The sequence below is a fragment of the Janthinobacterium sp. AD80 genome (assembly GCF_002878455.1).
Taxonomy (GTDB): domain Bacteria; phylum Pseudomonadota; class Gammaproteobacteria; order Burkholderiales; family Burkholderiaceae_D; genus Janthinobacterium.
Window position 1 is genome coordinate 52,279 of the sequence record NZ_NRDQ01000010.1, and the last position, 21,889, is coordinate 74,167.

Sequence of the window (21,889 nt, forward strand, 5' to 3'; positions counted from 1 at the left end):
AGCACATTTCATCTCAGCAAGAAGATAATGGGGCCCGGCGAGCATGCTGCACAGTGCGGTTGCTCCCGCTTTCTTTTATGGCTGGCGCATGTCCGATTCTACCTTCCTGATGTACCTGCTGGCACTGGCCGGCGCCTTTTTATTACCGGGTCCCGACATGGCGCTGGTGCTGGCGACGGGCGCCGCGCGCGGCGTGGCCACGGCGCTGGTGACGGCGCTGGGCATCGCCGGCGCGCGCGCCGTGCACGTGGGGCTGTCGGGCGCGGGCCTGGCGGCATTGATGGTCACGCATCCGGAAGCCTTGCGCTGGGTCAAATGGGCGGGCGCCGCCTACCTGCTGTACCTGGCGCTGCGCCTGCTGCAGTCGGCCCTGTCCAACACCGCCACGCCCGAGGCGCAAGCCCCCGCCACGGCGCACAGCGCGCGCGCCAGCCTGGTGCGCGGCTTCCTCACCAATCTGCTCAATCCGAAGGCGCTGCTGTTTTGCAGCATGTTCCTGCCGCAATTCGTCGTTGGCAGCGACAGCGTCGGCATGCAATACCTGCGCCTGGGCACCGTGCTGGTCCTGGTCGGCCTGCTGTTCGACGCCATGTACGCCGTGCTGGCCGCGCGCCTGGCGCGCCGCCTGCGCGGCAAGCCCTCGCCCTACGGCAAGTTTGTGCTGCCCACCGTCTTCGTCCTGCTGGCCGGGCGGCTGGTGCTGGGCTGATCTGCCGGCGCCAGCGGCGTGCCGCCGGCAAAGAAGTCAGGGTAATTGCGCAGCAAGTCCCGTTCAAGATCGTTGATCTTGCGAAATTGCCGCAACCCCGGCGCCATGGCCCGGCCCGCATCCCAGCTGCGCCAGGCATTGGGTGCATCGAATTGCGCGTAGAGCGCGTCGCCCAAGTCCTGGTACACGGCCGCCATATGCGGTTTTGCCTGCAACACCTGCAGATACAACGCTGTCGCTTGCGGCCATTGCCCCAGCTTGGCACGCAAATTTCCCTCGAACAAAGCCAGTACCGGCTGCTCCTGGCCATGCTGCTGGCGCAAGCCCTGCACGGTGACCAGCGCATCCGCGATGCCCTCCTTGTCCTTGGCCAGCAGTCCGCGCGTCAAGTCATGGATGGGCTGGCACGCCTGCATGGCCAGTTGCTGCTGGCGCGAGAGTTTTTCGACCAGCGCGCCCGTGGAAAAATGGTCTTCCAGCATGGTCAGGAATGCGTCGAAAGGCTTTTCCGCGGCAAACTGCTTTTCCGCCTCGGCGCGCAGCGCAGGATGCGCCTGGGATCCCAACGGCGGCAGCAACGCCGCCTGCGCCAGCACTCGTTCCAGCGCGGGCGCGTCGGCCGTGAGCGGACGAGGCCGGTAGGCGGCCAGCGAGTACGTGGCGGGCGCGTCCATATTCAGTCCGCTGACGCGCAAGCGCCGCGTGACGCTGCCCGCCACTTCCTGGTAATGCAGGGTGAAGTCGGCGGGAATGCGCTTGCCGCCGGCCAGCATCTTCAATACCAGCGGGTGCGCCCCCCACGTGTAGCGCACATACTGGGCGAAGGTGCGCGCGACGTCATCGCTGACGGGGCTGCCGGCGATGGCCAGGTTCAGCAAGGGCTGCTGCTCCAGCGACCACAGCACGGTGCCCTCCTGCACCTGCGGCTGCAAAGGGCCGCGCCGCTGGCCGTCCGGCACGGACAAGGCCTGCTCTTCATATACGGGCGGCGGCGCATGCTGCGCCACGCCGCCCGCCTTGAGGATGCCGGCGATGCCTTGCCGGTGGCGCAGCTCGATGGCGCGAAAGCCGACGGCGTCGAACAGCGAATAGCTGACATAAGTGCCGGCGGCCGTATCGACGACATGGCGCCGGCGCGTGGCAAAGTCCAGCACGGTGAGCGACTGGCCTTCGCGGATGCTGATGAACTGTTCGCCCAGCACGACGTCGCTGTCCTGCGTCTCGCGCGCCGGCAGGCTGGTGCTCACGCCCGGTGTGTGTTCGCGCTCGGTGCTCACCGCCAGGTGCAAGGCAACGCTGGCCTGGGCCGCGCCGGCACCGAGGAAAAGGAAGGCCACCGCGCTGGCGCGGCGCAAAACAGGAAGCAGGGACATGGAGATAATGCTATGAAGAAATGCTGATTCTAAGGCAAATCCCACCATCCCCTTGTTTTGCTTGCAAGCATAAAAAAAGACAGCCGCGGCTGTCTTTTCTGTTTTACCTCAACAACGATTACGACATGTGCTGGCCGCCGTTGATGGAAATGTTGGCGCCCGTGACAAATGCCGCTTCGTCGGAAGCCAGGTACGCCACCAGGCCCGCCACTTCTTCCGGCTTGCCCAGGCGCGCCATCGGAATTTGCGGGATGATTTTGCTGTCGAGCACTTCCTGCGGAATCGCCATGACCATCTTGGTGCCGATGTAGCCTGGCGAGATGGTGTTGACGGTGACATTCTTGCGCGCCACTTCCAGCGCCAGCGACTTGGTGAAGCCGTGCATGCCGGCCTTCGCCGCCGAGTAGTTGGTCTGGCCGAAAGCACCCTTCTGGCCATTCACGGACGAGATATTGATTATGCGGCCCCAGCCGCGTTCCACCATGCCGTCGCAGACAGGCTTGGTCATGTTGAACACGGAGTCCAGGTTGGTGCCCATCACGGCGTCCCAGTTCGGCTTGTCCATCTTCTTGAACGTCATGTCGCGCGTGATGCCGGCGTTGTTCACCAGCACGTCGACAGGACCGATTTCCGCTTCCACGGCCGCCACGCAGGCGGCCGCCGAATCGTAGTCGGCCACGTCGCACGGATACGCCTTGAAGTCGTAGCCCATGTCCTTGGTCGTCGCCAGCCATTCCGCGACCTTCGGATTGCCTGGGGAATACGTGGTCACCACGCGATAGCCGAGCGCCGCCAGTTTGAAACAGACCGCTTCGCCCAGACCACCCATGCCACCAGTTACCAATGCAACTCTTGCCATTTTCATCCCCTCAGTGTCGTTCTGTTGCTAAAAAGTTAATAATTTAAATGCAGTCGCCCGAAAGCGCCGCGTGACGGCGGCCTACCGCACCGCATCCAGGCGTAGCGAGCGGTGATGATTTGCGGCTAAGAAGCGCAACCGTGCTGGAGCACGGTGAGCATCGCAGGCCGCAAAGCGCGCCGCGCAGTAGCTTGGGTGCGGTGCCAGCTACTTAGTCGCGTTCGATGGCGAGGGCCACACCCATGCCGCCGCCAATGCACAGCGCTGCCAGGCCTTTCTTGGCATCGCGGCGTATCATTTCGTGGATCAGGGTGACCAGGATGCGCGCGCCCGAGGCGCCGATCGGGTGGCCGATGGCGATCGCGCCGCCGTTCACGTTGATCTTGCTGGTGTCCCAGCCCATTTCCTTGTTGACGGCAATCGCCTGCGCGGCAAACGCTTCGTTAATTTCCATCAGGTCCAGCTCTTCATGCGTCCAGCCGGCTTTTTTCAGGCACAGGCGCGAAGCGGAGACGGGGCCCATGCCCATGACGGCAGGGTCCAGGCCCGACGAGGCGTAGGCCTTGATGCGTGCCAGCGGCTTCAGGCCCAGTTCCTTGGCTTGCGAAGCGGACATCATGATGACGGCGGCGGCGCCGTCGTTCAGGCCCGAGGCGTTGCCGGCGGTAACGGTACCGTCCTTGGCGAACGCGGGGCGCAGGCCGGCCAGCGATTCCAGGGTCGAACCCGGCTTGATGTATTCGTCGCTGTCAAAGACGACGGTGCCTTTTTTGTTGGCGATTTCCAGCGGCAGGATTTCATCCTTGAACTTGCCCGCCTTGTGGGCCGCTTCCGCTTTCAGTTGCGACTGCAGCGCGAACTCATCCTGCTCGGCGCGCGTCACTTCGTATTTTTTGGCGACATTTTCCGCCGTGATGCCCATGTGGTACTGGTTGTACACGTCCCACAGGCCGTCGACGATCATGGTGTCGATCATCTTGAAGTCGCCCATGCGGAAACCGTCGCGCGAACCGTTCATCGCATGCGGCGAGGCGCTCATGTTTTCCTGGCCGCCGGCGATGATGATGTTGGCGTCGCCGCACTTGATCGCTTGCGCCGCCAGGTGCGTTGCCTTCAGGCCGCTGCCGCAGACTTTATTGATGGTAAATGCGGGGATGCTGCTCGGCAGGCCAGCCTTGATGACGGCCTGGCGCGCGGCGTTCTGGCCGACGGCGGTCGTCAGTACCTGGCCCAGGATCGCTTCGCCGATCAGGTTCGGGTCGATGCCGGTTTGTGCCAGCAAGCCCTTGATTACATGCGCGCCCAGTTCGGACGCAGGAATCTTGGCCAGGCTGCCACCGAATTTGCCGACTGCGGTACGGCCGGCGGCCACGATTACGACATCATCCATTTATTTCTCCGATATGCTGGCCACGACGGCCATGGTGTTAATAGAATCCAATGAATCCAGGAAGACACAGCAGGCTGTGTTTCATTCTAGCGTGGCATGCGCCACAGTTCCAGCGCCGCACCGCAGGCGGTGGCGATGTGTGCCTGCCCTGCGGTGGCGGCGGGCGGCCTGGCGCGGCGGATAGCCGCTGCCCGGGCCGCGACGCGCTTACGCCTGCCGAGCAGGACGCGTGTTTTTATTTTTATCATACCCTTCATCGGCAGCGCCGAAAGGGGTTTTTAGAAAATTATTGAAGGGAATAATCAGGGGCACGGGGGTTTGCTTTACCACCTGCAACAGCTCGCCAAATTTTTGACGCGATGCAGCAAACTCACCCTTTGTCACCGTGTCGAATTTCTCCTGGGTTTCCTGGGCAACATCCTTTGCCTGGCGACCATATGCACCGATACGTTCGATCGCCAGTTGCGACTGCGTGCGCGACAACTGCAGCAGCGCTTGCGGGTCTTTCGCCGACAGCAGCTGATTGCCCGCTACCGCAGCGGCGGCCAGCGCCGTGCGGGCGGCGTCGAGTTGCAAATCGAGTACGCTGGCGCCGCTGTCAAACGCGGCCTGGGCATACGCTTGCGCGCTGATCAATTGCGCTTCCACCACGGCCTTGCCGGCCAGTGTCCATTGCTCGGAAAATGAAAACATCGTGTTCCTCTCCAATGTGAAGGCGGTGCCATGTTGCGCCGCACAGTGCTCAACTGTAAGCGGTGGTTCATTGCTGAACATTGATATATCTCAAGCTTTTCTGTTGGTTTGTTTCCAATTCAACGTTGATCAAGACAACAACTTGATACCATCGAGCGCAGCCGCGCACTGCTCGCGTATCACGCTGACGAAGTCGCGCACATAGGCCTTGTCCTGCAGATGGTCCGGCACGGACACATACAGGTCGCTCCACAGGCCATGCTCGCCCACCGGGCGCGCCACCACATAATCGTAATCGACGTAATTCTTGATGGCCCAGTTGGGCAAGGCGGCGATGCCGCGCCGGCTGGCCACCAGCTGCAGCACGGCCACCGTCAATTCGGCCGTGCGGCGCTCGAAAACGATGCCGGCCGGGCGCAGCACTTCGCGGATCAGGTCGATACGCTCTTCCGGCACGGGATAAGTGATCAAGGTTTCGCCCGTAAAGTCGGCCGCCGTCAGGCGGCGCTGCGCCTGCAGCCGGTGTTTCTGCGCCATCACCACCAGCATTTCAAAACGGAACAGGGGAAATACGGTGAAGTCGGGACCGTATGGCGAGCCGATCACCAGATCCGCCTCGCCCGAGCGCAGCAATTCCGCCGGCTCGCTGTGAAAGCCGGAAACAAGATCGATCTCCACTTCCGGCCAGCGCTGGCGGAACGCATCCATCACCGGCATGAGCCAGTCGAAACAGGTATGGCACTCGAGCGCCACGCGCAGCTGTCCCGTGTCCCCTTGCGACAGGCGCGCCACGTCGCGCTCGGCCAGCTCGATCTCGGGCAGCAGCTTGTCGGCCAGTTCCAGCAGCCGGCTGCCGGTGGCCGTAAACGCGATCGGCATCGACTTGCGCTCGAACAAGGGCGCCTTGTAGCGCTCTTCCAGCAGGCGGATCTGGTGCGACAGCGCCGACTGGGTCAGGTTGAGCAGCTGCGCGGCGCGCACCAGGCTGCCGGACGAACGCAGGGCACTCAGGGTGCGCAGGTGGCGGATTTCTAGCATCGGGAAATGACGGGATGGACGTGAATTATTTTCATGTTAATCGATAAAAGGTTTCGTTTTGATTATAGATCAGATTGCCGCACACTCTAGCGCATCCACATTAAATCTCGATGACATCATGACCGTTCACACCCACATTCTTGGCTTTCCCCGTATCGGCGCCGCGCGCGAACTGAAATTCGCGCTGGAAAGCCACTGGCGCGGCGAACTGCCAGAGGCGGCCCTGGAAGCCACAGGCCGGCAATTGCGCGCGCGCCACTGGGCGCAGCAAAGGGACGCCGGCCTGGACTACGTCACGGTGGGCGACTTCGCCTTTTACGACCAGATGGCCAGCCATATCCAGCTGCTGGGCTGCGAGCCGGCGCGTTTTCACTTTGAGGCGCAGCAATCGCCCTTGTCGCGCTATTTCACCATGGCGCGTGGCGCGGCGACCCATGCGGCGCAGGCCGAACAGGCCGGCTGCTGTCAGGCCGAGCACGCCCATGCGCCCCACGATGGCGGCCAGCATGCGCTGGAAATGACCAAGTGGTTTGACACCAACTACCATTACCTGGTGCCCGAATGGTCGCCGCAGACGCGTTTCTCGCTGGCGTGCGAACGGCTGCTGGCGGAAGTGGCCGAGGCGCAGGCGCTGGGCCACCAGGTCAAGGCGGCCCTGATCGGCCCCCTCACCTTTCTCTGGCTGGGCAAGGAAAAGACACCCGGCTTCGACCGCCTGGCCCTGCTGGAACAATTGCTGCCCGTCTACGGCGCCCTGCTCGACCGCCTGAAGCAGCAAGGCGTGGCCTGGGTGCAAGTCGATGAACCGATCCTGGGCCTGGACTTGCCCAACGCCTGGCGCAGCGCCTTTGAAAGCAGCTACTGGCAGCTGAACCAGGTGGGCGTGAATATCCTGCTGGCCACGTATTTCTCGCCGCTGGAAGAAAACCTCAGCCTGACCTGCCGCCTGCCCGTGGCCGGCCTGCATGTCGACGGCATCCGCGCGCCGCATGAACTGACCAGCGTGACGGACTGGCTGCCCGCGCACAAGGTGCTGTCGGTCGGCATCGTCGACGGGCGCAATATCTGGCGTACCGACCTCGACGCCGCCCTGGCCGTGCTGCGGCCGCTGGCGGCCAGGCGCACTGGCCAGTTGTGGCTGGCGCCGTCGTGCTCGCTGCTGCACGTGCCGTTCAGCCTGGAGGCGGAAACGCAGCTCGATGCCGACATCAAGCCCTGGCTGGCGTTCGCCACGGAAAAGCTGGCGGAACTGTCCCTGCTCAAGGGCGCGCTGCAAGGCCATGCTGATGACGCCGCGCTGGCCAGCGCGCGCGTGGCCAGCGCCAGCCGCCGCGCCAGCGCCCGCGTGCACCGTACGCCGGTCACGCAGCGCCTGCAGGCGCTGTCGCCTACCGTCGACCGCCGCGATTCCAGCTTCCCGTTGCGCCAGACCGTGCAGCGCGCGCGCTTCCAGCTGCCCGACTTTCCGACAACGACCATCGGCTCCTTCCCGCAAACGGCGGCCATCCGCGCCGCCCGCGCCAGTTACAAGCGGGGCGAGCTGGCACGCGCCGACTACGAACAGCAGATGCGCGCCGAAATTGCCCACGCCGTGGGGCGCCAGGAAGCGCTGGGCCTGGACGTGCTGGTGCATGGTGAAGCGGAGCGCAACGACATGGTCGAATATTTCGGCGAGCAGCTCGACGGCTTTGTCTTCACGCGCCTGGGCTGGGTGCAGTCGTACGGCTCGCGCTGCGTCAAGCCGCCCGTCATCTATGGCGACGTGCAGCGCCCGGCCGCCATGACCGTCGCCTGGACCGTCCATGCGCAAAGCCTGACGCACAAGCCGATGAAGGGCATGCTGACGGGCCCCATCACCATCTTGCAATGGTCGTTCGTGCGCGACGACCAGCCGCGCGCGACAACGGCGCTGCAGATCGCCCTGGCCATCCGCGACGAAGTGGCTGACCTGGAAACGGCCGGCATCGGCATCATCCAGATCGACGAGCCGGCCATCCGCGAAGGCTTGCCGCTGCGCCGCGGCCAGTGGGATGCCTACCTGGACTGGGCCACGCGCGCCTTCCGCATCGCCGCCTCGGCGGCCGGCGACGCGACGCAGATCCACACGCACATGTGCTACGCGGAATTTAACGACATCCTGCCGCAGATCGCCGCCATGGATGCCGACGTCATCACCATCGAGACGAGCCGCTCGGACATGGAGCTGCTGACGGGCTTTGGCGATTTCCAGTATCCGAACGACATCGGCCCCGGCGTGTACGACATCCACTCGCCGCGCATCCCCGCCACCGGCGACATGCTGCGCCTGCTGCAAAAAGCCAGCGCCGTGATTCCACCGGCCCAGCTGTGGGTCAACCCGGACTGCGGCTTGAAGACGCGGAGCTGGGCGGAAACGGAAGCGGCCTTGCAAAACATGGTCGCGGCGGCCCGGCAGATGCGCGCGGCTTGATCCAGGATCGATCCAGAATTGATGCAGGACAGCGCCGTCAGGGCGCATTCTCGGCGGCTTTCGGGGCGGCGCAGCGGTTTTCCGTTGCGCCGCCCCGGTTTTTTGACGGGAAGTACCTGTTGCCCTGCGGAATAGCACACGCCAGGCCCCTGACGGTGATTTTTTTGCAGTAGAATGCAAGAAATTTACTGCTCTCTATTGTTGCCGCACGGAAAAGTCGGCCTGCCGCAGTTTCACTTTGATAAATGTTTATGTCCAAAAGCCCGTCGCAGAAGCCTATCGAAATCAAGATTTCCACCGTCGTCGCTGTCTCCGCCATTGTGCATAGCGCCGCTACGCAGGCACTCGATAGTGCCTTGCACGACATGACGGGAGGCGTGGCGGACTTTTTCGAGGACGACCTGGCCGTGCTGGACGTGGCCGCCCTGCCGCCGGGCAGCGAACCGGTCGACTGGGCCGCCCTGGTGGCCCTGCTGAAAAAATACCGTTTGAATGCCGTGGCCGTGCGCAATGCGCCGGCCGAGATGCATGAGGCCATCCTGGCGCAAGGCCTGAGCCTCGACAGCGGCAAGACGCGCGACGATGCGCCGCCCAAGGATGGCCCGAAGGATACGCCGACGGCCGCCGCCCAGTCCGGCGCCGAAGCGCAGGTGATGGTGGTTGACACGCCGGTGCGCGCCGGCCAGCGCATTTATGCGCGCGGCTGCGACCTGATCATCACGGCCGTCGTCAACAATGGCGCCGAGATCATCGCCGACGGCAGCATCCACGTGTATTCCTCGCTGTACGGCCGCGCGCTGGCCGGCGCCTCGGGCAATGCCCAGGCGCGCATCTTCGCGCTGGCCATGGAACCGGAACTGGTGTCGATCGCCGGTGTGTACCGCACGTTTGAAGATGGTTTCCCTGCAGAAATGGCGCGGGGACCCGCGCAAATTCGTTTGGCTGGTGACAGAATCGATATACACTCTGTCAATCCGGTCACTCCCGTGAACCGCTCTTAAGCTGCACAATTCAAGAGATATCTGAAAAGGATTATTTGTGGCAAGAATTATTGTTGTGACGTCCGGCAAGGGCGGTGTCGGCAAGACGACCTCTAGCGCCAGTTTTTCCACTGGCCTGGCCATGCGTGGCCACAAGACAGCCGTGCTCGACTTCGACGTGGGCCTGCGCAACCTCGACCTGATCATGGGTTGCGAGCGCCGCGTGGTCTACGACCTGATCAATGTGATCAACAAGGAAGCGACCCTGAACCAGGCCCTGATCAAGGACAAGCACTGCGACAACCTGTTCATCCTGCCGGCCTCGCAAACGCGCGACAAGGATGCCTTGTCGGAAGAAGGCGTGGAACGCGTGTTGAACGACCTGATCAACATGGGCTTCGAATTCATCATCTGCGATTCGCCGGCCGGTATCGAGCATGGCGCGCTGATGGCGCTGACGTTTGCCGATGAAGCCATCATCGTCACCAACCCGGAAGTGTCGTCGGTGCGCGATTCGGACCGCATCCTCGGCATCCTGCAAGCCAAGTCGCGCCGCGCGCAGACGGGGGGCGAGCCGGTCAAGGAACATCTGCTGATCACCCGCTACTCGCCGAAACGCGTGGAATCGGATGAAATGCTGTCCTACCAGGACGTGCAGGAAATCCTGCGCATCCCGCTGGTGGGCATCATCCCTGAATCGGAACAAGTGCTGGCTGCCTCGAACCAGGGCAATCCGGCCATCCATTTCAAGGGCACGGACGTGGCGCAAGCCTATGAAGACGTGGTCTCGCGTTTCCTCGGCGAAGATGTCGAGTTGCGCTTTACCAACTATGAAAAGCCTGGATTACTCCAGCGTATTTTTGGGGCGAAGTGATATGGCCTTGCTTTCTTTCCTGTTCCCCCCCAAGCCGAAGACGGCCACCGCGGCCAAGGAACGCCTGCAGATCATCATCGCCCGCGAACGCAGCGGACGCGATGGTCCGGACTTCCTGCCCGCCCTGCACAAGGAATTGATCGCCGTCATTTCCAAGTACACCAAGGTCAATGCCGACGACATCAAGATCTCGCTGGACCGCCAGGGCAACCTGGAAGTGCTCGACGTCAACGTGGTCCTGCCGGACGCCTGATGCACCACGCCCCTCCTGGCCACGCCCGGGATGGGCGCTCCAGGCTACTTCGGCCTGACCGTGAGCAACTCCTGCGCCACCGCGGCGCAGGCATTCACGTGCTGGTTGCCGATCTGGCGGAACACGGCATAGCCGATCGCCGCCGCCACCGCCTGGCCGGCAAACGGCACGAAGCGCGCCACCTGCTTGGTGGCGATCTTAACGCCACTGCGCTTGAGCAGATGCAAAATCAGTTCGCGCGACACCAGCTTTCCTACCAGCATGCCGCCCATGCCCACCGCCGCGCGGTAGGCCATCATCTTGAACTGCGGGTTGAGGCGCTCGATCTGCTCGGGCGTGAGGCCGAATTCGTGGTTGATATCGTTGATCAGCATGGAAAACAGGCCCACATCGGACATCAGGTCGATGCCGGGAATGGGAATGGCCGAGGCGCCGGCCGACATCATGGCGCGCCGCTGCACCAGGCGCCGGCAGCGCTCGCGCACCTGTTCGATGTCGGCAAGACTGGCCGGTATCAGGGTCCAATCGGTGGTGTTGTTGTCTAGCATCGCCATTTCTCCGCGCTGAGGGTGTATCGGCAAGTGTAGCGTAAAGGGCCGGCCTGCCGATTTCACTGGACACAGTTGCAATCTCTGTTATATTTCACTTGAGCATTCCTTAACATTACGATAAGCAGAACAGACCGTCTGTTTGTTGCTACACATACCAGCCAATCATGCGAATTGCCGTACTCGATAGCGACCATAGTCAGGCAGAACTGATCTGCCAGGTGCTCACGGCCGCCGGCCATGCCTGCCACGAGTTTCAGAGTGGCAAGGAAATGCTGGGGCAGCTGCGCAAGGACAGTTGCGACATGCTCATCCTCGACTGGCATGTGAGTGACCTGGACGGTGCCGAAGTGCTGCGCCGTGCCCGCGAAAAACTGGCGCCCAAGGCGCCTGTGTTGTTTATGACCAACAGCTCGGGCGAAGACGATGTGGTGGCGGGCATGACGGCCGGTGCCGACGACTACATGATCAAACCGCTGCGGCGCAGTGAACTGACCTTGCGCACGCAGGCGCTGCTGCGCGTGGCCTATCCGGCGCAGAATGGTGCCGAACAATTGCAATTCGGTCAATATACGTTTGAAACCCGCCCAGGCCGCCTGCTGATGGGCGGTGAAGTGCTGGACGTGACGCACAAGGAATTCGCCCTGGCGCTGCTGTTCTTCCGCAACCTGGGCCGCCCCCTGTCGCGCGCCTACATCCACGAAGCCGTGTGGCAGCGCGACACGGCCCTGCCTTCGCGCACCATGGACACCCACGTCTCGCGCGTGCGCAACAAGCTGCAGCTGAAACCGGAACACGGCTACCGCCTGGTGCCCGTCTACAGTTATGGCTATCGCCTGGAAAAACTCGGGGGGTGACAGGCGCGCTGCAGGGCGAAAACAGCCGGACTGCTCAAAGATCGGGCACAAAGCGCTATAATGTCGGCATAAGAATTCCCAACAGCCCTGAAATGCAACTGCTCGCCGTCGGCCTCAACCACACCACCGCCCCAGTGTCGCTCCGCGAACAGCTGGCGTTTGCGCCTGAGCATCTGGGCCAGGCGGTGATGGCGGCGCGCACCTGGTTTCAGCGCATCGACTTGCGCGACAACGACGAAGCGGCCATCCTCTCGACCTGCAACCGTACCGAGCTGTATGCGGCCAGCCATGTGCCCAATCCGCTCGACGCGGGCGCGCATTTCCTCGCCGACTACCACCAGCTGAACTACAGCGAGCTGCGCCCCCACTTATATATGCTGCCGCAGCACGACGCCGTGCGCCACACTTTCCGCGTCGCCTCCGGGCTCGACTCGATGGTGCTGGGCGAAACGCAGATCCTCGGGCAGATCAAGGACGCCATCCGCACGGCCGACGAGGCGGGCGGCCTGGGCACGTATCTGCACCAGCTGTTCCAGCGCAGCTTTTCGGTGGCCAAGGAAGTGCGCAGCAGCACGGAAATCGGCGCCCACAGCGTTTCCATGGCGGCCGCCGCCGTGCGCCTGTCGCAGCGCATCTTCGACAAGATCGCCGAGCAGAACGTGCTGTTCATCGGCGCCGGCGAAATGATTGAATTGTGCGCCACGCACTTTGCGGCGCAAAACCCGAAAAGCATCACCATCGCCAACCGCACCATGGAGCGGGGCGAAGAACTGGCGCACCGCTTCAGCGGCAAGGCCATCCGCCTGGCGGACTTGCCGGAGCAGCTGCACCGGTTCGACATCGTCATCTCGTGCACGGCTTCCTCGTTGCCGCTGCTGGGCCTGGGCCTGGTCGAGCGCGCCATCAAGGCACGCCGCCACAAGCCGATGTTCATGGTCGACCTGGCCGTGCCGCGCGATATCGAAGCGGAAGTGGGCCGCCTGAACGACGTCTTCCTGTACACGGTCGACGACCTGGGCAAGGTCGTGCAGACGGGCCTGGAAAGCCGGCAGGCGGCCGTGGCGCAAGCCGAGTCGATCATCGAGACGCGCGTGCAATCGTTCATGAGCTGGGTCGATGACCGCGCCATGGTGCCCGTCATCCAGCATCTGCATGAAAACAGCGAAGCGCTGCGCCTGATGGAAGTGGAACGGGCGCGCAAGATGCTGGCCAAGGGCGCCGACATCGACGCCGTCCTGGAAGCGCTGTCGAAAGGCTTGACGGCCAAGTTCCTGCACGGCCCGCAACAGGCGCTGCACCACGCGCAAGGCGACGAGCGCAAGCAACTGGCCACCCTGCTGCCGAAACTGTTCCGCCCCCGCCGTTAGCGCCGCCCCGCCGGCCGCCTGCGCGCGGCCACCCTGCCCGCCTGCCGGGCCTGCTTCATCCCTACACTCTATTACCGCGAATCGCTATGAAACCATCCATGCTGGCCAAACTCGATCAACTGGCGAACCGCCTGGTTGAACTCGACGAACTGTTGATGCACCCGGACGCCACGTCGAACATGGACAGCTACCGCAAGATGACGCGCGAGCATGCCGAACTGGGCCCGCTGGTGGCGCTGTACCGTTCCTACCAGGAAGCGGGCAACGACATCGCCACGGCGCAGGAAATGCTGGCGGACCCGGACATGAAGGAATTCGCCCAGGAAGAAATCGAAACGGCGAAAGCCACCATGGCGCAGCTGGAACGCGAATTGCAGACCATGCTGCTGCCGAAGGACGTCAACGACGAGCGCAACATCTTCCTGGAAATCCGTGCCGGCACGGGCGGCGATGAATCGGCCCTGTTCGCCGGCGACCTGCTGCGCATGTACACGCGCTTTGCCGAACGCAACCGCTGGCAGGTGGAACTGGTGTCCTCGTCCGATTCCGACCTGGGCGGCTACCGCGAAGTGATCGTGCGCGTGGTCGGCAATGGCGCGTATTCAAAGCTGAAGTTCGAATCGGGCGGCCACCGCGTGCAGCGCGTGCCGGCCACGGAAACGCAGGGCCGCATCCACACCTCGGCCTGCACGGTGGCCGTGATGCCCGAAGCGGATGAAGTCGAAGACGTCAACATCAACCCGGCCGACCTGCGCATCGACACCTACCGCGCCTCGGGCGCCGGTGGCCAGCACATCAACAAGACGGATTCCGCCGTGCGCATCACCCACTTGCCGACCGGCATCGTGGTGGAATGCCAGGATGACCGCAGCCAGCACAAGAACAAGGCGCAAGCGATGAAAGTGCTGGCCGCGCGCATCAAGGACGTGCAGCTGCGGGAACAGCAGTCAAAGGAAGCGGCCACGCGCAAGAGCCTGATCGGTTCGGGCGACCGCAGCGAGCGCATCCGCACTTACAACTTCCCGCAAGGCCGGCTGACGGACCACCGCATCAACCTGACCTTGTACAAGCTCGACTTCATCATGGATGGGGATTTGACGGAGCTGACGAATGCGCTGGCGGCGGAACACCAGGCCGAGCTGCTGGCGGCGCTGGGGGATTAACCCCTAAAGCAAGGGCCGGGGTCGGACGGGGACGCCGAGTCCCTGAGGGTCCGACCCCGGATTCTGCCTTTGGGTTGAAGTTTGTAGGTCGGCTTAGCGCGCAGCGCGTAAGCCGACAGCTTTAAGTAGCGGCTAAGCAATAAAAATCGGCCCTTGTGCGAGAATGCGTAACGCTTTTCCCCCATCCACCTCACCGTGTCGCCCATGAAAAATTCACGCACCGTCCTCCTGTTGATCGCCGCCCTGTGTTTCCTGATGCTCGGCGTGGCCATGTATTTGCAGCATGCCATGAACATGGCGCCCTGCCCGCTGTGCGTGATCCAGCGCTACCTGTTCCTCGCCATCGGCATCGCCTGCCTGGCCGGCGCGGCCGCGAAGCGGCCCAAAATCGGCGCCGGCATCGGCCTGCTGGCAGCCCTGGGCGGCCTGGGCGTGGGCGCCAAGCATCTGTACGTGCTGGCCAACCCCGGCTTTTCCTGCGGCATCGACCCCGTGGAAACGGCGCTGAACAAGGTCTTCACGGCCGAACTCATGCCCTTCATGTTTGAATCCTATGGCGCTTGCGAAAGCGCCGGCGAGCCGTTTTTCGGCCTGTCGATCCCGCAATGGGCATTTGTCTGGTTCGCCATTTTTGCCATCGGCCTGCTGTGGACCCTGTTGCGCCGTAAGAAATAATTGAAAGCACCATGCCAGAAACCTTGATTCCCGCCGGCAGCACTGTCGGCGCCCTGCAAATCCGACCGCTGCTCGACCCGCTCGACAACCGCATCCTGCTGGGCCACGCGCTGGGCCTGTCGCGCGTGAGCCTGATCACGCAATCGGAGCGCGTGCTCACTGACGATGAAGCCGAGCGCCTTTCCGGCTTGCTGGCACGCCGCCTGCAAGGCGAGCCGATCGCCTACATCGTCGGCCAGCGCGAATTCTTCGGCTTGCCTTTTGCCGTCAGCGACGCCGTGCTGATTCCCCGTCCCGACACGGAAGTGCTGGTGGAACTGGCGCTCGAGCGCCTGCCGCCCGGCGGACGCGTGCTCGACATGGGTACCGGCAGCGGCGCCATCGCCGTCGCCCTCGCGCATACGCGGCCCGACGCCGTCGTCACGGCCCTCGACGTCAGCAGCGCGGCGCTGGCCGTGGCGCGCCGCAATGCCAGCGCCAACGGCGTCAACATCACCTTCATGGCCAGCGACTGGTTCGAAGCGCTGGGCACGGAAAAGTTTGACCTGATCGTCTCCAATCCCCCCTACATCGCCAGCGGCGACCGCCACCTGGCCGAAGGCGATTTGCGTTTCGAGCCGGCCGGCGCGCTGACCGACCATGCCGATGGCCTGTCGGCCCTGCGCACCATCGTCGCCGGCGCCGCGCGCCACCTGGCGGCCGGCGCCTGGCTGCTGATGGAGCACGGCTATGACCAGGCGGCCCACGTGCGCGCCTTGCTGGCCGAGGCCGGCTACGGCAAAGTGCAGAGCTGGCGCGACCTGGCCGGCATCGAGCGGGTCAGCGGCGCGCGCCTCGGCTGACCCACTTCCTGTGCGCGGCGCTTGATCCAGCGACGCGCCAGATCCCCCGCAGTTTGTTAAAATATCAAGCGATTTCCTGACCGAAGCGCCGTCTCCGTTGCCCGGGACGGACGCTGGCGACGCGGCGTTTTTTGGGCCGGCGCCGACGCATTTGCCAAAATTCGGTTAATCTCAGCACAAATTATTTATATGCTGCACAAGAAAGGAAGCTCAAATTGCCCAACCTGTTGACTCGCCGCCTGGCATTGCTGACCGAAGATGCCAACCGCGCGCTGCTGGGCGGCTTGCGCGGCATCGAGCGTGAAACCCTGCGCGTTGACCGCGCCGGCCATCTGGCTTCCACGCCCCACCCTGCCGCCCTGGGCTCGGCGCTGACGCACCCTGAAATCACCACCGACTACGCCGAAGCGCTGCTCGAATTCATCACGCCGGCGGAAAGCGACATCGCCACCACCCTGGACAAGCTCGACACCGTGCACCGCCACGCCTACAGCCGCCTTGGCGACGAGCTGCTGTGGAGCCAGTCGATGCCGTGCCAGCTACCGCCCGAAGCGGACATCGCGATCGCCAACTACGGCAGCTCGAACATGGGCATGCTCAAGCACGTCTACCGGCGCGGCCTGGCCTTGCGTTATGGCAAGGCCATGCAATGCATCGCCGGCATCCACTACAACTATTCGCTCGACGAACAGCTGTGGCAGGTATTGCACGGCAACCCGGAGACCAGCGCCAGCGCCACGCAGGCAGCTGCCTCGCCGAAAGACGTGCAGTCGGAAAGCTATCTGGCGACGATCCGCAATTTCCGCCGCTACAGCTGGCTGCTGATGTATTTGTTCGGCGCTTCGCCGGCCCTGTCTGCCGGTTTCCTGCGCGGCCGCGCGCACAAGCTCGACACCCTGTCCGACGACACCCTGTTCCTGCCGTATGCCACCAGCCTGCGCATGAGCGACCTGGGCTACCAGAACGACGCCCAGTCCGGCCTGCGTCCGCACGAGAACAGCCTGGAAGACTACGTCAATGCGCTGACGCACGCCGTCAACGACCCATATGCGCCGTACGAAACGCTGGGCACGAAAAAAGATGGCGAGTGGATCCAGCTCTCCACCAACGTGCTGCAGATCGAAAATGAATACTATTCGACCATCCGTCCGAAACGCGTGATCCGCACGGGCGAGCGCCCGATCCAGGCCCTGTGCCTGCGCGGCGTGCAGTACATCGAAGTGCGCTGCATGGACGTCGACCCGTTCGAGCCGGTGGGCATCAGCCTGGAAACGGGCCGCTTCCTCGACGCCTTCTTGCTGTTCTGCGCGCTCGACGACAGCGGCTCCATCTCGGCCGAGCAAAGCGCCTGCTACACCAACAATTTCGCCCGCACGGTGAAGGAAGGCCGCACGCCGGGCCTCACCCTGCGCCGCGATGGCGAGGACATCACCCTGCAGGCGTGGGGCGAGGAACTGCTGGCGCGTATCGCGCCCGTGGCGGCCTTGCTCGACGCGCGCCACGGCGGCACGCAGCATGCGGACAGCCTGGCGGCGCAAGCCGTCAAGCTGGCCGACCCGGACGCCACGCCGTCGGCCAGGGTATTGGCCGAACTGCGCGCCAATGGCGGCTCGTTTGCCACCTTCGGCCTGCGCCAGAGCGAACGCCATGCGGCCTACTTCCGCGCGCATCCGCCCACGCCCGAGCAAAGCGCGTATTTCGACCAGCTGGCGGAAAGCTCGCTGGCCGAGCAGCGCGCCATGGAGGCGGCACCGGCCGGCAGCTTCGACGATTTCGTCGCCGCCTACCGCGCCAGCACCCTGTGCTCGCACACCTGATCCTGCCTGCCCCGCGCGCGCGCCATGCTGACCTTCTACAATGAACTGCACGGCCAGCACCGGGGCCGCTTCGAATGGTTCCGCGGCGAGATGGTGCCCTGCTTCGAGGCGCCGGAACGGGCCGACATGGTGGTGGCCGAACTGGGACGGCGCAACTTGGGGCGCATCGTCACGCCGCACGGCGTGCCCCTGACATCGCTCGAGCGCATCCATACGCCACGCTATTTGCACTTCTTGCGCCATGCCTGGCACGACTGGCTGGCGCTCGACCCGGACAACGCAGGCAAGGACGCCTTGCCGTCCGTCTGGCCCGTGCGCACCTTGCGCCACGATATCGAACCGGAGAATTTCACGGCCAGGCTGGGGCTGTACTCGATGGACAATGGCACGCCACTGACGTCCGGCACCTGGACGGCGGCCAAGACGGGCGCCGACTGCGCCGTCAACGCGGCCCACGCGCTGCGCCTGGGCGAGCGGGCCACGTTTGCCCTCACGCGCCCGCCTGGCCATCACGCAGGCAGCGATTTCTTCGGCGGCTACTGTTTTCTGAATAACGCGGCACTGGCTGCGCAGCACCTGCTCGACGATGGCGCCCGCAAGGTCGCCATCCTCGACATCGACTACCACCACGGCAATGGCACGCAGAGCATTTTCTATGCGCGTAATGACGTGCTGTTCGCCTCCATCCACGCCGACCCGCGCACTGAATATCCGTTTTACCTGGGTCATGCCGACGAGACGGGCAGCGGCGCCGGCAGCGGCTACAACGTCAACCTGCCGCTGCCGGCCGGCAGCAGCACGGCCAGCTGGTTCGCCGCGCTGGAAACGGCCTGCCTGCGCATCAATATGTACGCGCCCGACGCGCTGGTGGTCTCGCTGGGCGTGGATACCTTCGTCGGCGATCCCCTCTCGCACTTCGCCCTGCAAAGCGGCGACTACCTGCGCGTGGGCGAACGCCTGGCGCATTTGAATCTGCCCACCGCCTTCATCCTCGAAGGCGGCTATGCGGTGAAGGAACTGGGCATCAATGTGGTCAATGTGCTTGAGGGTTTTGAAACCGCGGAGTAATTCTGGGGTCAGACCCCCGTCCACGTTGACGGTGAGCCTGGCGTTAGCGGTGTTGAGGGTCTGACCCCGGCTTTAGCAGCTCTACATATTCCTGAACAAACTCATGAACGGCTGGCTCACGGCCAGGGTTTCCGGCCGCGTCTTCAGGCGCAGGCTGCCGCGCCCCACTTCATCGCGCGTGACGGATGCCACCATCTTCATGTTGACGATGGTGGAACGGTGGATCTGCTTGAAGATGGCAGGATCGAGCACGTCGAGCAGTTCGCGGATCGGCTTGCGCAGCAGCGCCTCGCCTTCCGCCGTCATGACGGCCGTGTACTTGGTGTCGGACTGAAAATAGGCGATGTCCTCCACCATGATCAGGCGCGTATCCTTGCCGCTGCTGGCCGTCAGCCACACCAGCGGCGGCGACTTGGCGGCCGCCGGCAAGGCGCTCGTCAATTGCTGCAGCAGGCCGGCCAGCGCGCCGTCGTTGACGCTCCCCTTCGCGGCACGCGCCTGCACGCGCTGCAAGGTGGCCTGCAGGCGTTCACGCCCGATGGGCTTCAATACATAGTCGACGGCGCCCTTGTCGAAGGCGTCGATCGCATACTGGTCGTAGGCCGTGACGAACACCACCTGGGTGGCGGGGCTGGCGGCCAGGGTGCCGGCCGCCACTTCCAGTCCCGTCAGGCCCGGCATGCGGATATCCAGGAAGGCGATATCCGGCCGCAGGGTCGCGATGGCGTCGAGCGCCGTGCCGCCGTCATCGCAGGCGGCGACGATGCGCAGGGCCGGCCACAGTTCGCCCAGCATCGCCACCAGCGCCTCGCGCAACAGGGTTTCATCCTCGGCGATAACGCACGTCATTTCATGCTGATCCATACGAGACTCCTTGCGCCGTGCTGTCGGGCACCGTGATGGTGGCCGTCACGCCATCGGGGAAATTGGCCAGGATGGCAAACGACGCGGCCGCGCCATACGTCAGGCGCAGGCGTTCGCGCACATTGCGCAGGCCGATGCCCGTGCCGGCGCCGTCATCGCTGAAGCCCTTGCCATCGTCGGCCACCGTGACGATCACCGTGCCATTGCCGCTGCGCGCCATGATCCACACGGTGCCGCCGCCGCTTTTCGGCTCCAGTCCGTGCTTGATGGCGTTTTCCACCAGGGTTTGCAGCATCATCGGCGGCAGCTCCACCTGGCGCAGGTATTGCGGCACTTCGATCTGCAGGTTCAGGCGCGCGCCCATGCGGATTTTCAGGATATCGAGGTAGGCGCGCGCCCGCTCCAGTTCCGTGCCCAGGGTCGACATGGATTGCTCGGTGCGCGGCAGCGAGTGGCGCAGGTACAAAATCAGGTTGCCCAGCATTTCGTCGGCCCGCACCGGGTCGCTGCGCGTGAGCAGCTGCGCGCTGGCCAGGGTGTTGTACAGGAAGTGCGGCTCCACCTGCGCGTGCAGCAGGCTCAGTTTGGCCACCGTGAGTTCCTTTTCCGTCACCGTCTGGCGTGCCTCGGCCTGTTCGCCGCGGCGCCGCTGCGCCACCCGGCGGGTAATGGCGCGCGTCACCGCTTCCGCGTTTTCCAGATTGCTGCCATGATCGACAAGGAACCAGTCCGTCCAGGCATTGCGCGCCGGCTCGCAGATCAGCGTCACGCTGCCCGCCTCGCCATTCGGCGTGACGGTGGCGAGGATCTGGTTCGGCCGCGGCTCGAGGAAGCCCAGCACGCGCATGCGCGGCAAGCCCGTGTCAGTGTACGGCGCCGCGCGGCGCACTCTGGCCTGCACCTGCAGGCTGTCGCGCGCGCTTTCAACCACTTCGCTGCCCGGCAGTTCGCGGATGGCCGCGTCGATCATGTCGAATGCCTCGCCCGCCTCGAACGGAATCTCGATCTGGCGCCGCTGGCGGCTCGACAGGGTGCTGGCGTTGACGGCCCCGGCGATCAGGCGCACGCGGCGCACATGCGAGAACGCATTCGTGATGACGGCGCTGGCCAGCAGCGCGCCGACGATGACAAAAAAGCCTTCCGTCTGGCCGAAGATATGGCGCAGAAAATTCTCGACCAGGATAGCCGTGGCGATGATGTAGGTGAGCATCGTTGCCAGCGTGATGCGCAGGATAAAGAAGAGGCTAGTCATGATTTTTCCTTGGGTATTGAAGTGGGCCCAGCATAATCAAGACCCCCGGCGGCGGTGGCCATTATGCGATGGAAGACCGTTAATGGCGACAAAGGCAAGAAAATAAAGGTTCAAGATAGCTGGCCAGACCTGCTGCGCTTTGGCAGCGGTGTTCGCGACGATTAGTCAGGTGCCGCGGCTGCCCGAATAAAATCGCTTGCAATTAAATAGCGCGCGATATATATTGAGCACATGGACGCCGGCATTGCTGCTGCAGACGGACATTCTGGGGCGACAGCCCATGAAAAAGTAGCACACTATTTAGTCGTTAACTATTTAACTCACCGAGGAAAATCATCATGTCGATCAAACAAGTCCTGTACCGCGCCCAAGCTACCGCCACCGGAGGCCGCGAAGGCCGTGCCGTCTCGTCCGACAATGTGCTCGACGTCAAGCTGACCACGCCAAAAGAACTGGGCGGCAATGGCGCCGTCGGCACCAACCCGGAACAGCTGTTCGCCGCCGGCTACTCGGCCTGCTTCATCGGCGCCATGAAATTCGTCGGCGGCCGCGACAAGATCGCCCTGCCAGCGGATCTGTCGATCGAAGGCAACGTCGGTATCGGCGCGATCGACACGGGCTTCGGCATCGAAGTGGAACTGAAAATCTCGCTGCCAGGCATGGAACGCACCGCCGCCGAAGCGCTGGTCGCCGCCGCCCACATCGTGTGCCCGTACTCGAACGCCACGCGCGGCAACATCGACGTCACCCTGACGATCGTGTAATCCCCGCTGCACGCACTCCCTCCCCGGCCGCGCCCTGGCGCCGCCGGGGAGTTT

The 21,889-nt window shown here is 63.8% G+C and carries 21 protein-coding genes; 13 read left to right on the top strand and 8 right to left on the bottom strand.

Annotation, left to right across the window (positions count from 1 at the left end; all coding sequences use genetic code 11):
* Window positions 1-88: 88 nt before the first annotated feature.
* Window positions 89-709: a LysE family translocator gene (locus JaAD80_RS02545; RefSeq protein ID WP_258002777.1), complete on the top strand. Its 621-nt coding sequence runs from the start codon at window positions 89-91 to the stop codon at window positions 707-709.
* Here the strand turns inward: JaAD80_RS02545 and JaAD80_RS02550 are convergent.
* The 5 genes from JaAD80_RS02550 to JaAD80_RS02570 all read right to left on the bottom strand — a co-directional run bounded on the left by JaAD80_RS02550 (window position 646) and on the right by JaAD80_RS02570 (window position 6,062).
* Window positions 646-2,082: a hypothetical protein gene (locus JaAD80_RS02550; protein ID WP_102292736.1), complete on the bottom strand. Its 1,437-nt coding sequence runs from the start codon at window positions 2,080-2,082 to the stop codon at window positions 646-648. The genes JaAD80_RS02545 and JaAD80_RS02550 overlap by 64 nt on opposite strands.
* Before the next feature lie 118 nt (window positions 2,083-2,200).
* Complete coding sequence (phbB, locus tag JaAD80_RS02555; protein ID WP_035823615.1) at window positions 2,201-2,941, bottom strand: acetoacetyl-CoA reductase; 741 nt, start codon at window positions 2,939-2,941, stop codon at window positions 2,201-2,203.
* Between the two features lie 211 nt (window positions 2,942-3,152).
* Window positions 3,153-4,331 carry an acetyl-CoA C-acetyltransferase gene (locus tag JaAD80_RS02560; RefSeq protein WP_102292737.1) on the bottom strand — a complete coding sequence of 393 codons (1,179 nt, stop codon included), beginning with the start codon at window positions 4,329-4,331 and terminating at the stop codon, window positions 3,153-3,155.
* 207 nt (window positions 4,332-4,538) lie between these two features.
* Window positions 4,539-5,105, bottom strand: coding sequence for a phasin family protein (locus JaAD80_RS02565; protein ID WP_102292738.1), 567 nt, complete (start codon window positions 5,103-5,105; stop codon window positions 4,539-4,541).
* Window positions 5,106-5,153: 48 nt separating this feature from the next.
* Window positions 5,154-6,062, bottom strand: a complete 909-nt coding sequence (locus tag JaAD80_RS02570; RefSeq protein ID WP_102292739.1) for a LysR family transcriptional regulator — start codon at window positions 6,060-6,062, stop codon at window positions 5,154-5,156.
* Window positions 6,063-6,180: 118 nt separating this feature from the next.
* Here JaAD80_RS02570 and metE point away from each other — a divergent pair, with 118 nt between their 5' ends.
* The 4 genes from metE (at window position 6,181) to minE (ending at window position 10,618) form a co-directional block, all read left to right on the top strand.
* On the top strand, window positions 6,181-8,511 hold the full coding sequence (metE, locus tag JaAD80_RS02575; protein WP_102292740.1) for a 5-methyltetrahydropteroyltriglutamate--homocysteine S-methyltransferase: 2,331 nt from the start codon (window positions 6,181-6,183) through the stop codon (window positions 8,509-8,511).
* 251 nt (window positions 8,512-8,762) lie between these two features.
* Window positions 8,763-9,512: a septum site-determining protein MinC gene (gene minC / locus JaAD80_RS02580; protein WP_102292792.1), complete on the top strand. Its 750-nt coding sequence runs from the start codon at window positions 8,763-8,765 to the stop codon at window positions 9,510-9,512.
* A gap of 37 nt (window positions 9,513-9,549) precedes the next feature.
* Window positions 9,550-10,365 carry a septum site-determining protein MinD gene (gene minD / locus JaAD80_RS02585; protein WP_071325832.1) on the top strand — a complete coding sequence of 272 codons (816 nt, stop codon included), beginning with the start codon at window positions 9,550-9,552 and terminating at the stop codon, window positions 10,363-10,365.
* Window position 10,366: 1 nt separating this feature from the next.
* Window positions 10,367-10,618 (top strand): cell division topological specificity factor MinE, encoded by a 252-nt coding sequence (gene minE, locus JaAD80_RS02590; protein WP_034752886.1) that lies wholly within the window; start codon window positions 10,367-10,369, stop codon window positions 10,616-10,618.
* Window positions 10,619-10,662: 44 nt separating this feature from the next.
* On the opposite strand, the gene JaAD80_RS02595 is transcribed toward minE, so the two are convergent.
* On the bottom strand, window positions 10,663-11,166 hold the full coding sequence (locus tag JaAD80_RS02595) for a hypothetical protein (RefSeq protein WP_102292793.1): 504 nt from the start codon (window positions 11,164-11,166) through the stop codon (window positions 10,663-10,665).
* Between the two features lie 167 nt (window positions 11,167-11,333).
* Between JaAD80_RS02595 and JaAD80_RS02600 the strand changes: the two genes are divergently transcribed.
* From JaAD80_RS02600 to JaAD80_RS02630, 7 genes are all read left to right on the top strand, one after another.
* Window positions 11,334-12,023 (top strand): response regulator transcription factor, encoded by a 690-nt coding sequence (locus JaAD80_RS02600; RefSeq protein WP_102292741.1) that lies wholly within the window; start codon window positions 11,334-11,336, stop codon window positions 12,021-12,023.
* Window positions 12,024-12,115: 92 nt separating this feature from the next.
* Window positions 12,116-13,390 (top strand): glutamyl-tRNA reductase, encoded by a 1,275-nt coding sequence (gene hemA / locus JaAD80_RS02605; protein ID WP_102292742.1) that lies wholly within the window; start codon window positions 12,116-12,118, stop codon window positions 13,388-13,390.
* Window positions 13,391-13,476: 86 nt separating this feature from the next.
* On the top strand, window positions 13,477-14,553 hold the full coding sequence (gene prfA, locus JaAD80_RS02610) for a peptide chain release factor 1 (protein ID WP_102292743.1): 1,077 nt from the start codon (window positions 13,477-13,479) through the stop codon (window positions 14,551-14,553).
* A gap of 204 nt (window positions 14,554-14,757) precedes the next feature.
* Window positions 14,758-15,228, top strand: coding sequence for a disulfide bond formation protein B (locus JaAD80_RS02615; protein WP_102292744.1), 471 nt, complete (start codon window positions 14,758-14,760; stop codon window positions 15,226-15,228).
* 11 nt (window positions 15,229-15,239) lie between these two features.
* Window positions 15,240-16,070 carry a peptide chain release factor N(5)-glutamine methyltransferase gene (prmC, locus tag JaAD80_RS02620; protein ID WP_102292745.1) on the top strand — a complete coding sequence of 277 codons (831 nt, stop codon included), beginning with the start codon at window positions 15,240-15,242 and terminating at the stop codon, window positions 16,068-16,070.
* Window positions 16,071-16,285: 215 nt separating this feature from the next.
* Window positions 16,286-17,887: a glutamate--cysteine ligase gene (gshA, locus tag JaAD80_RS02625; RefSeq protein WP_102292746.1), complete on the top strand. Its 1,602-nt coding sequence runs from the start codon at window positions 16,286-16,288 to the stop codon at window positions 17,885-17,887.
* A 24-nt stretch (window positions 17,888-17,911) separates the two neighbouring features.
* Window positions 17,912-18,955, top strand: coding sequence for a histone deacetylase family protein (locus JaAD80_RS02630; RefSeq protein ID WP_102292747.1), 1,044 nt, complete (start codon window positions 17,912-17,914; stop codon window positions 18,953-18,955).
* Window positions 18,956-19,036: 81 nt separating this feature from the next.
* Here the strand turns inward: JaAD80_RS02630 and JaAD80_RS02635 are convergent, their stop codons facing one another.
* Both JaAD80_RS02635 and JaAD80_RS02640 read right to left on the bottom strand, forming a co-directional pair.
* Window positions 19,037-19,819, bottom strand: a complete 783-nt coding sequence (locus JaAD80_RS02635; RefSeq protein WP_102292748.1) for a LytTR family DNA-binding domain-containing protein — start codon at window positions 19,817-19,819, stop codon at window positions 19,037-19,039.
* Window positions 19,806-21,071 (bottom strand): histidine kinase, encoded by a 1,266-nt coding sequence (locus JaAD80_RS02640; protein WP_102292749.1) that lies wholly within the window; start codon window positions 21,069-21,071, stop codon window positions 19,806-19,808. Before JaAD80_RS02640 ends, JaAD80_RS02635 begins: the two co-directional genes overlap by 14 nt.
* Window positions 21,072-21,409: 338 nt before the next feature.
* On the opposite strand from JaAD80_RS02640, the gene JaAD80_RS02645 reads away from it, so the two are divergent.
* Window positions 21,410-21,835: an organic hydroperoxide resistance protein gene (locus JaAD80_RS02645; RefSeq protein ID WP_102292750.1), complete on the top strand. Its 426-nt coding sequence runs from the start codon at window positions 21,410-21,412 to the stop codon at window positions 21,833-21,835.
* Window positions 21,836-21,889 lie beyond the last annotated feature (54 nt).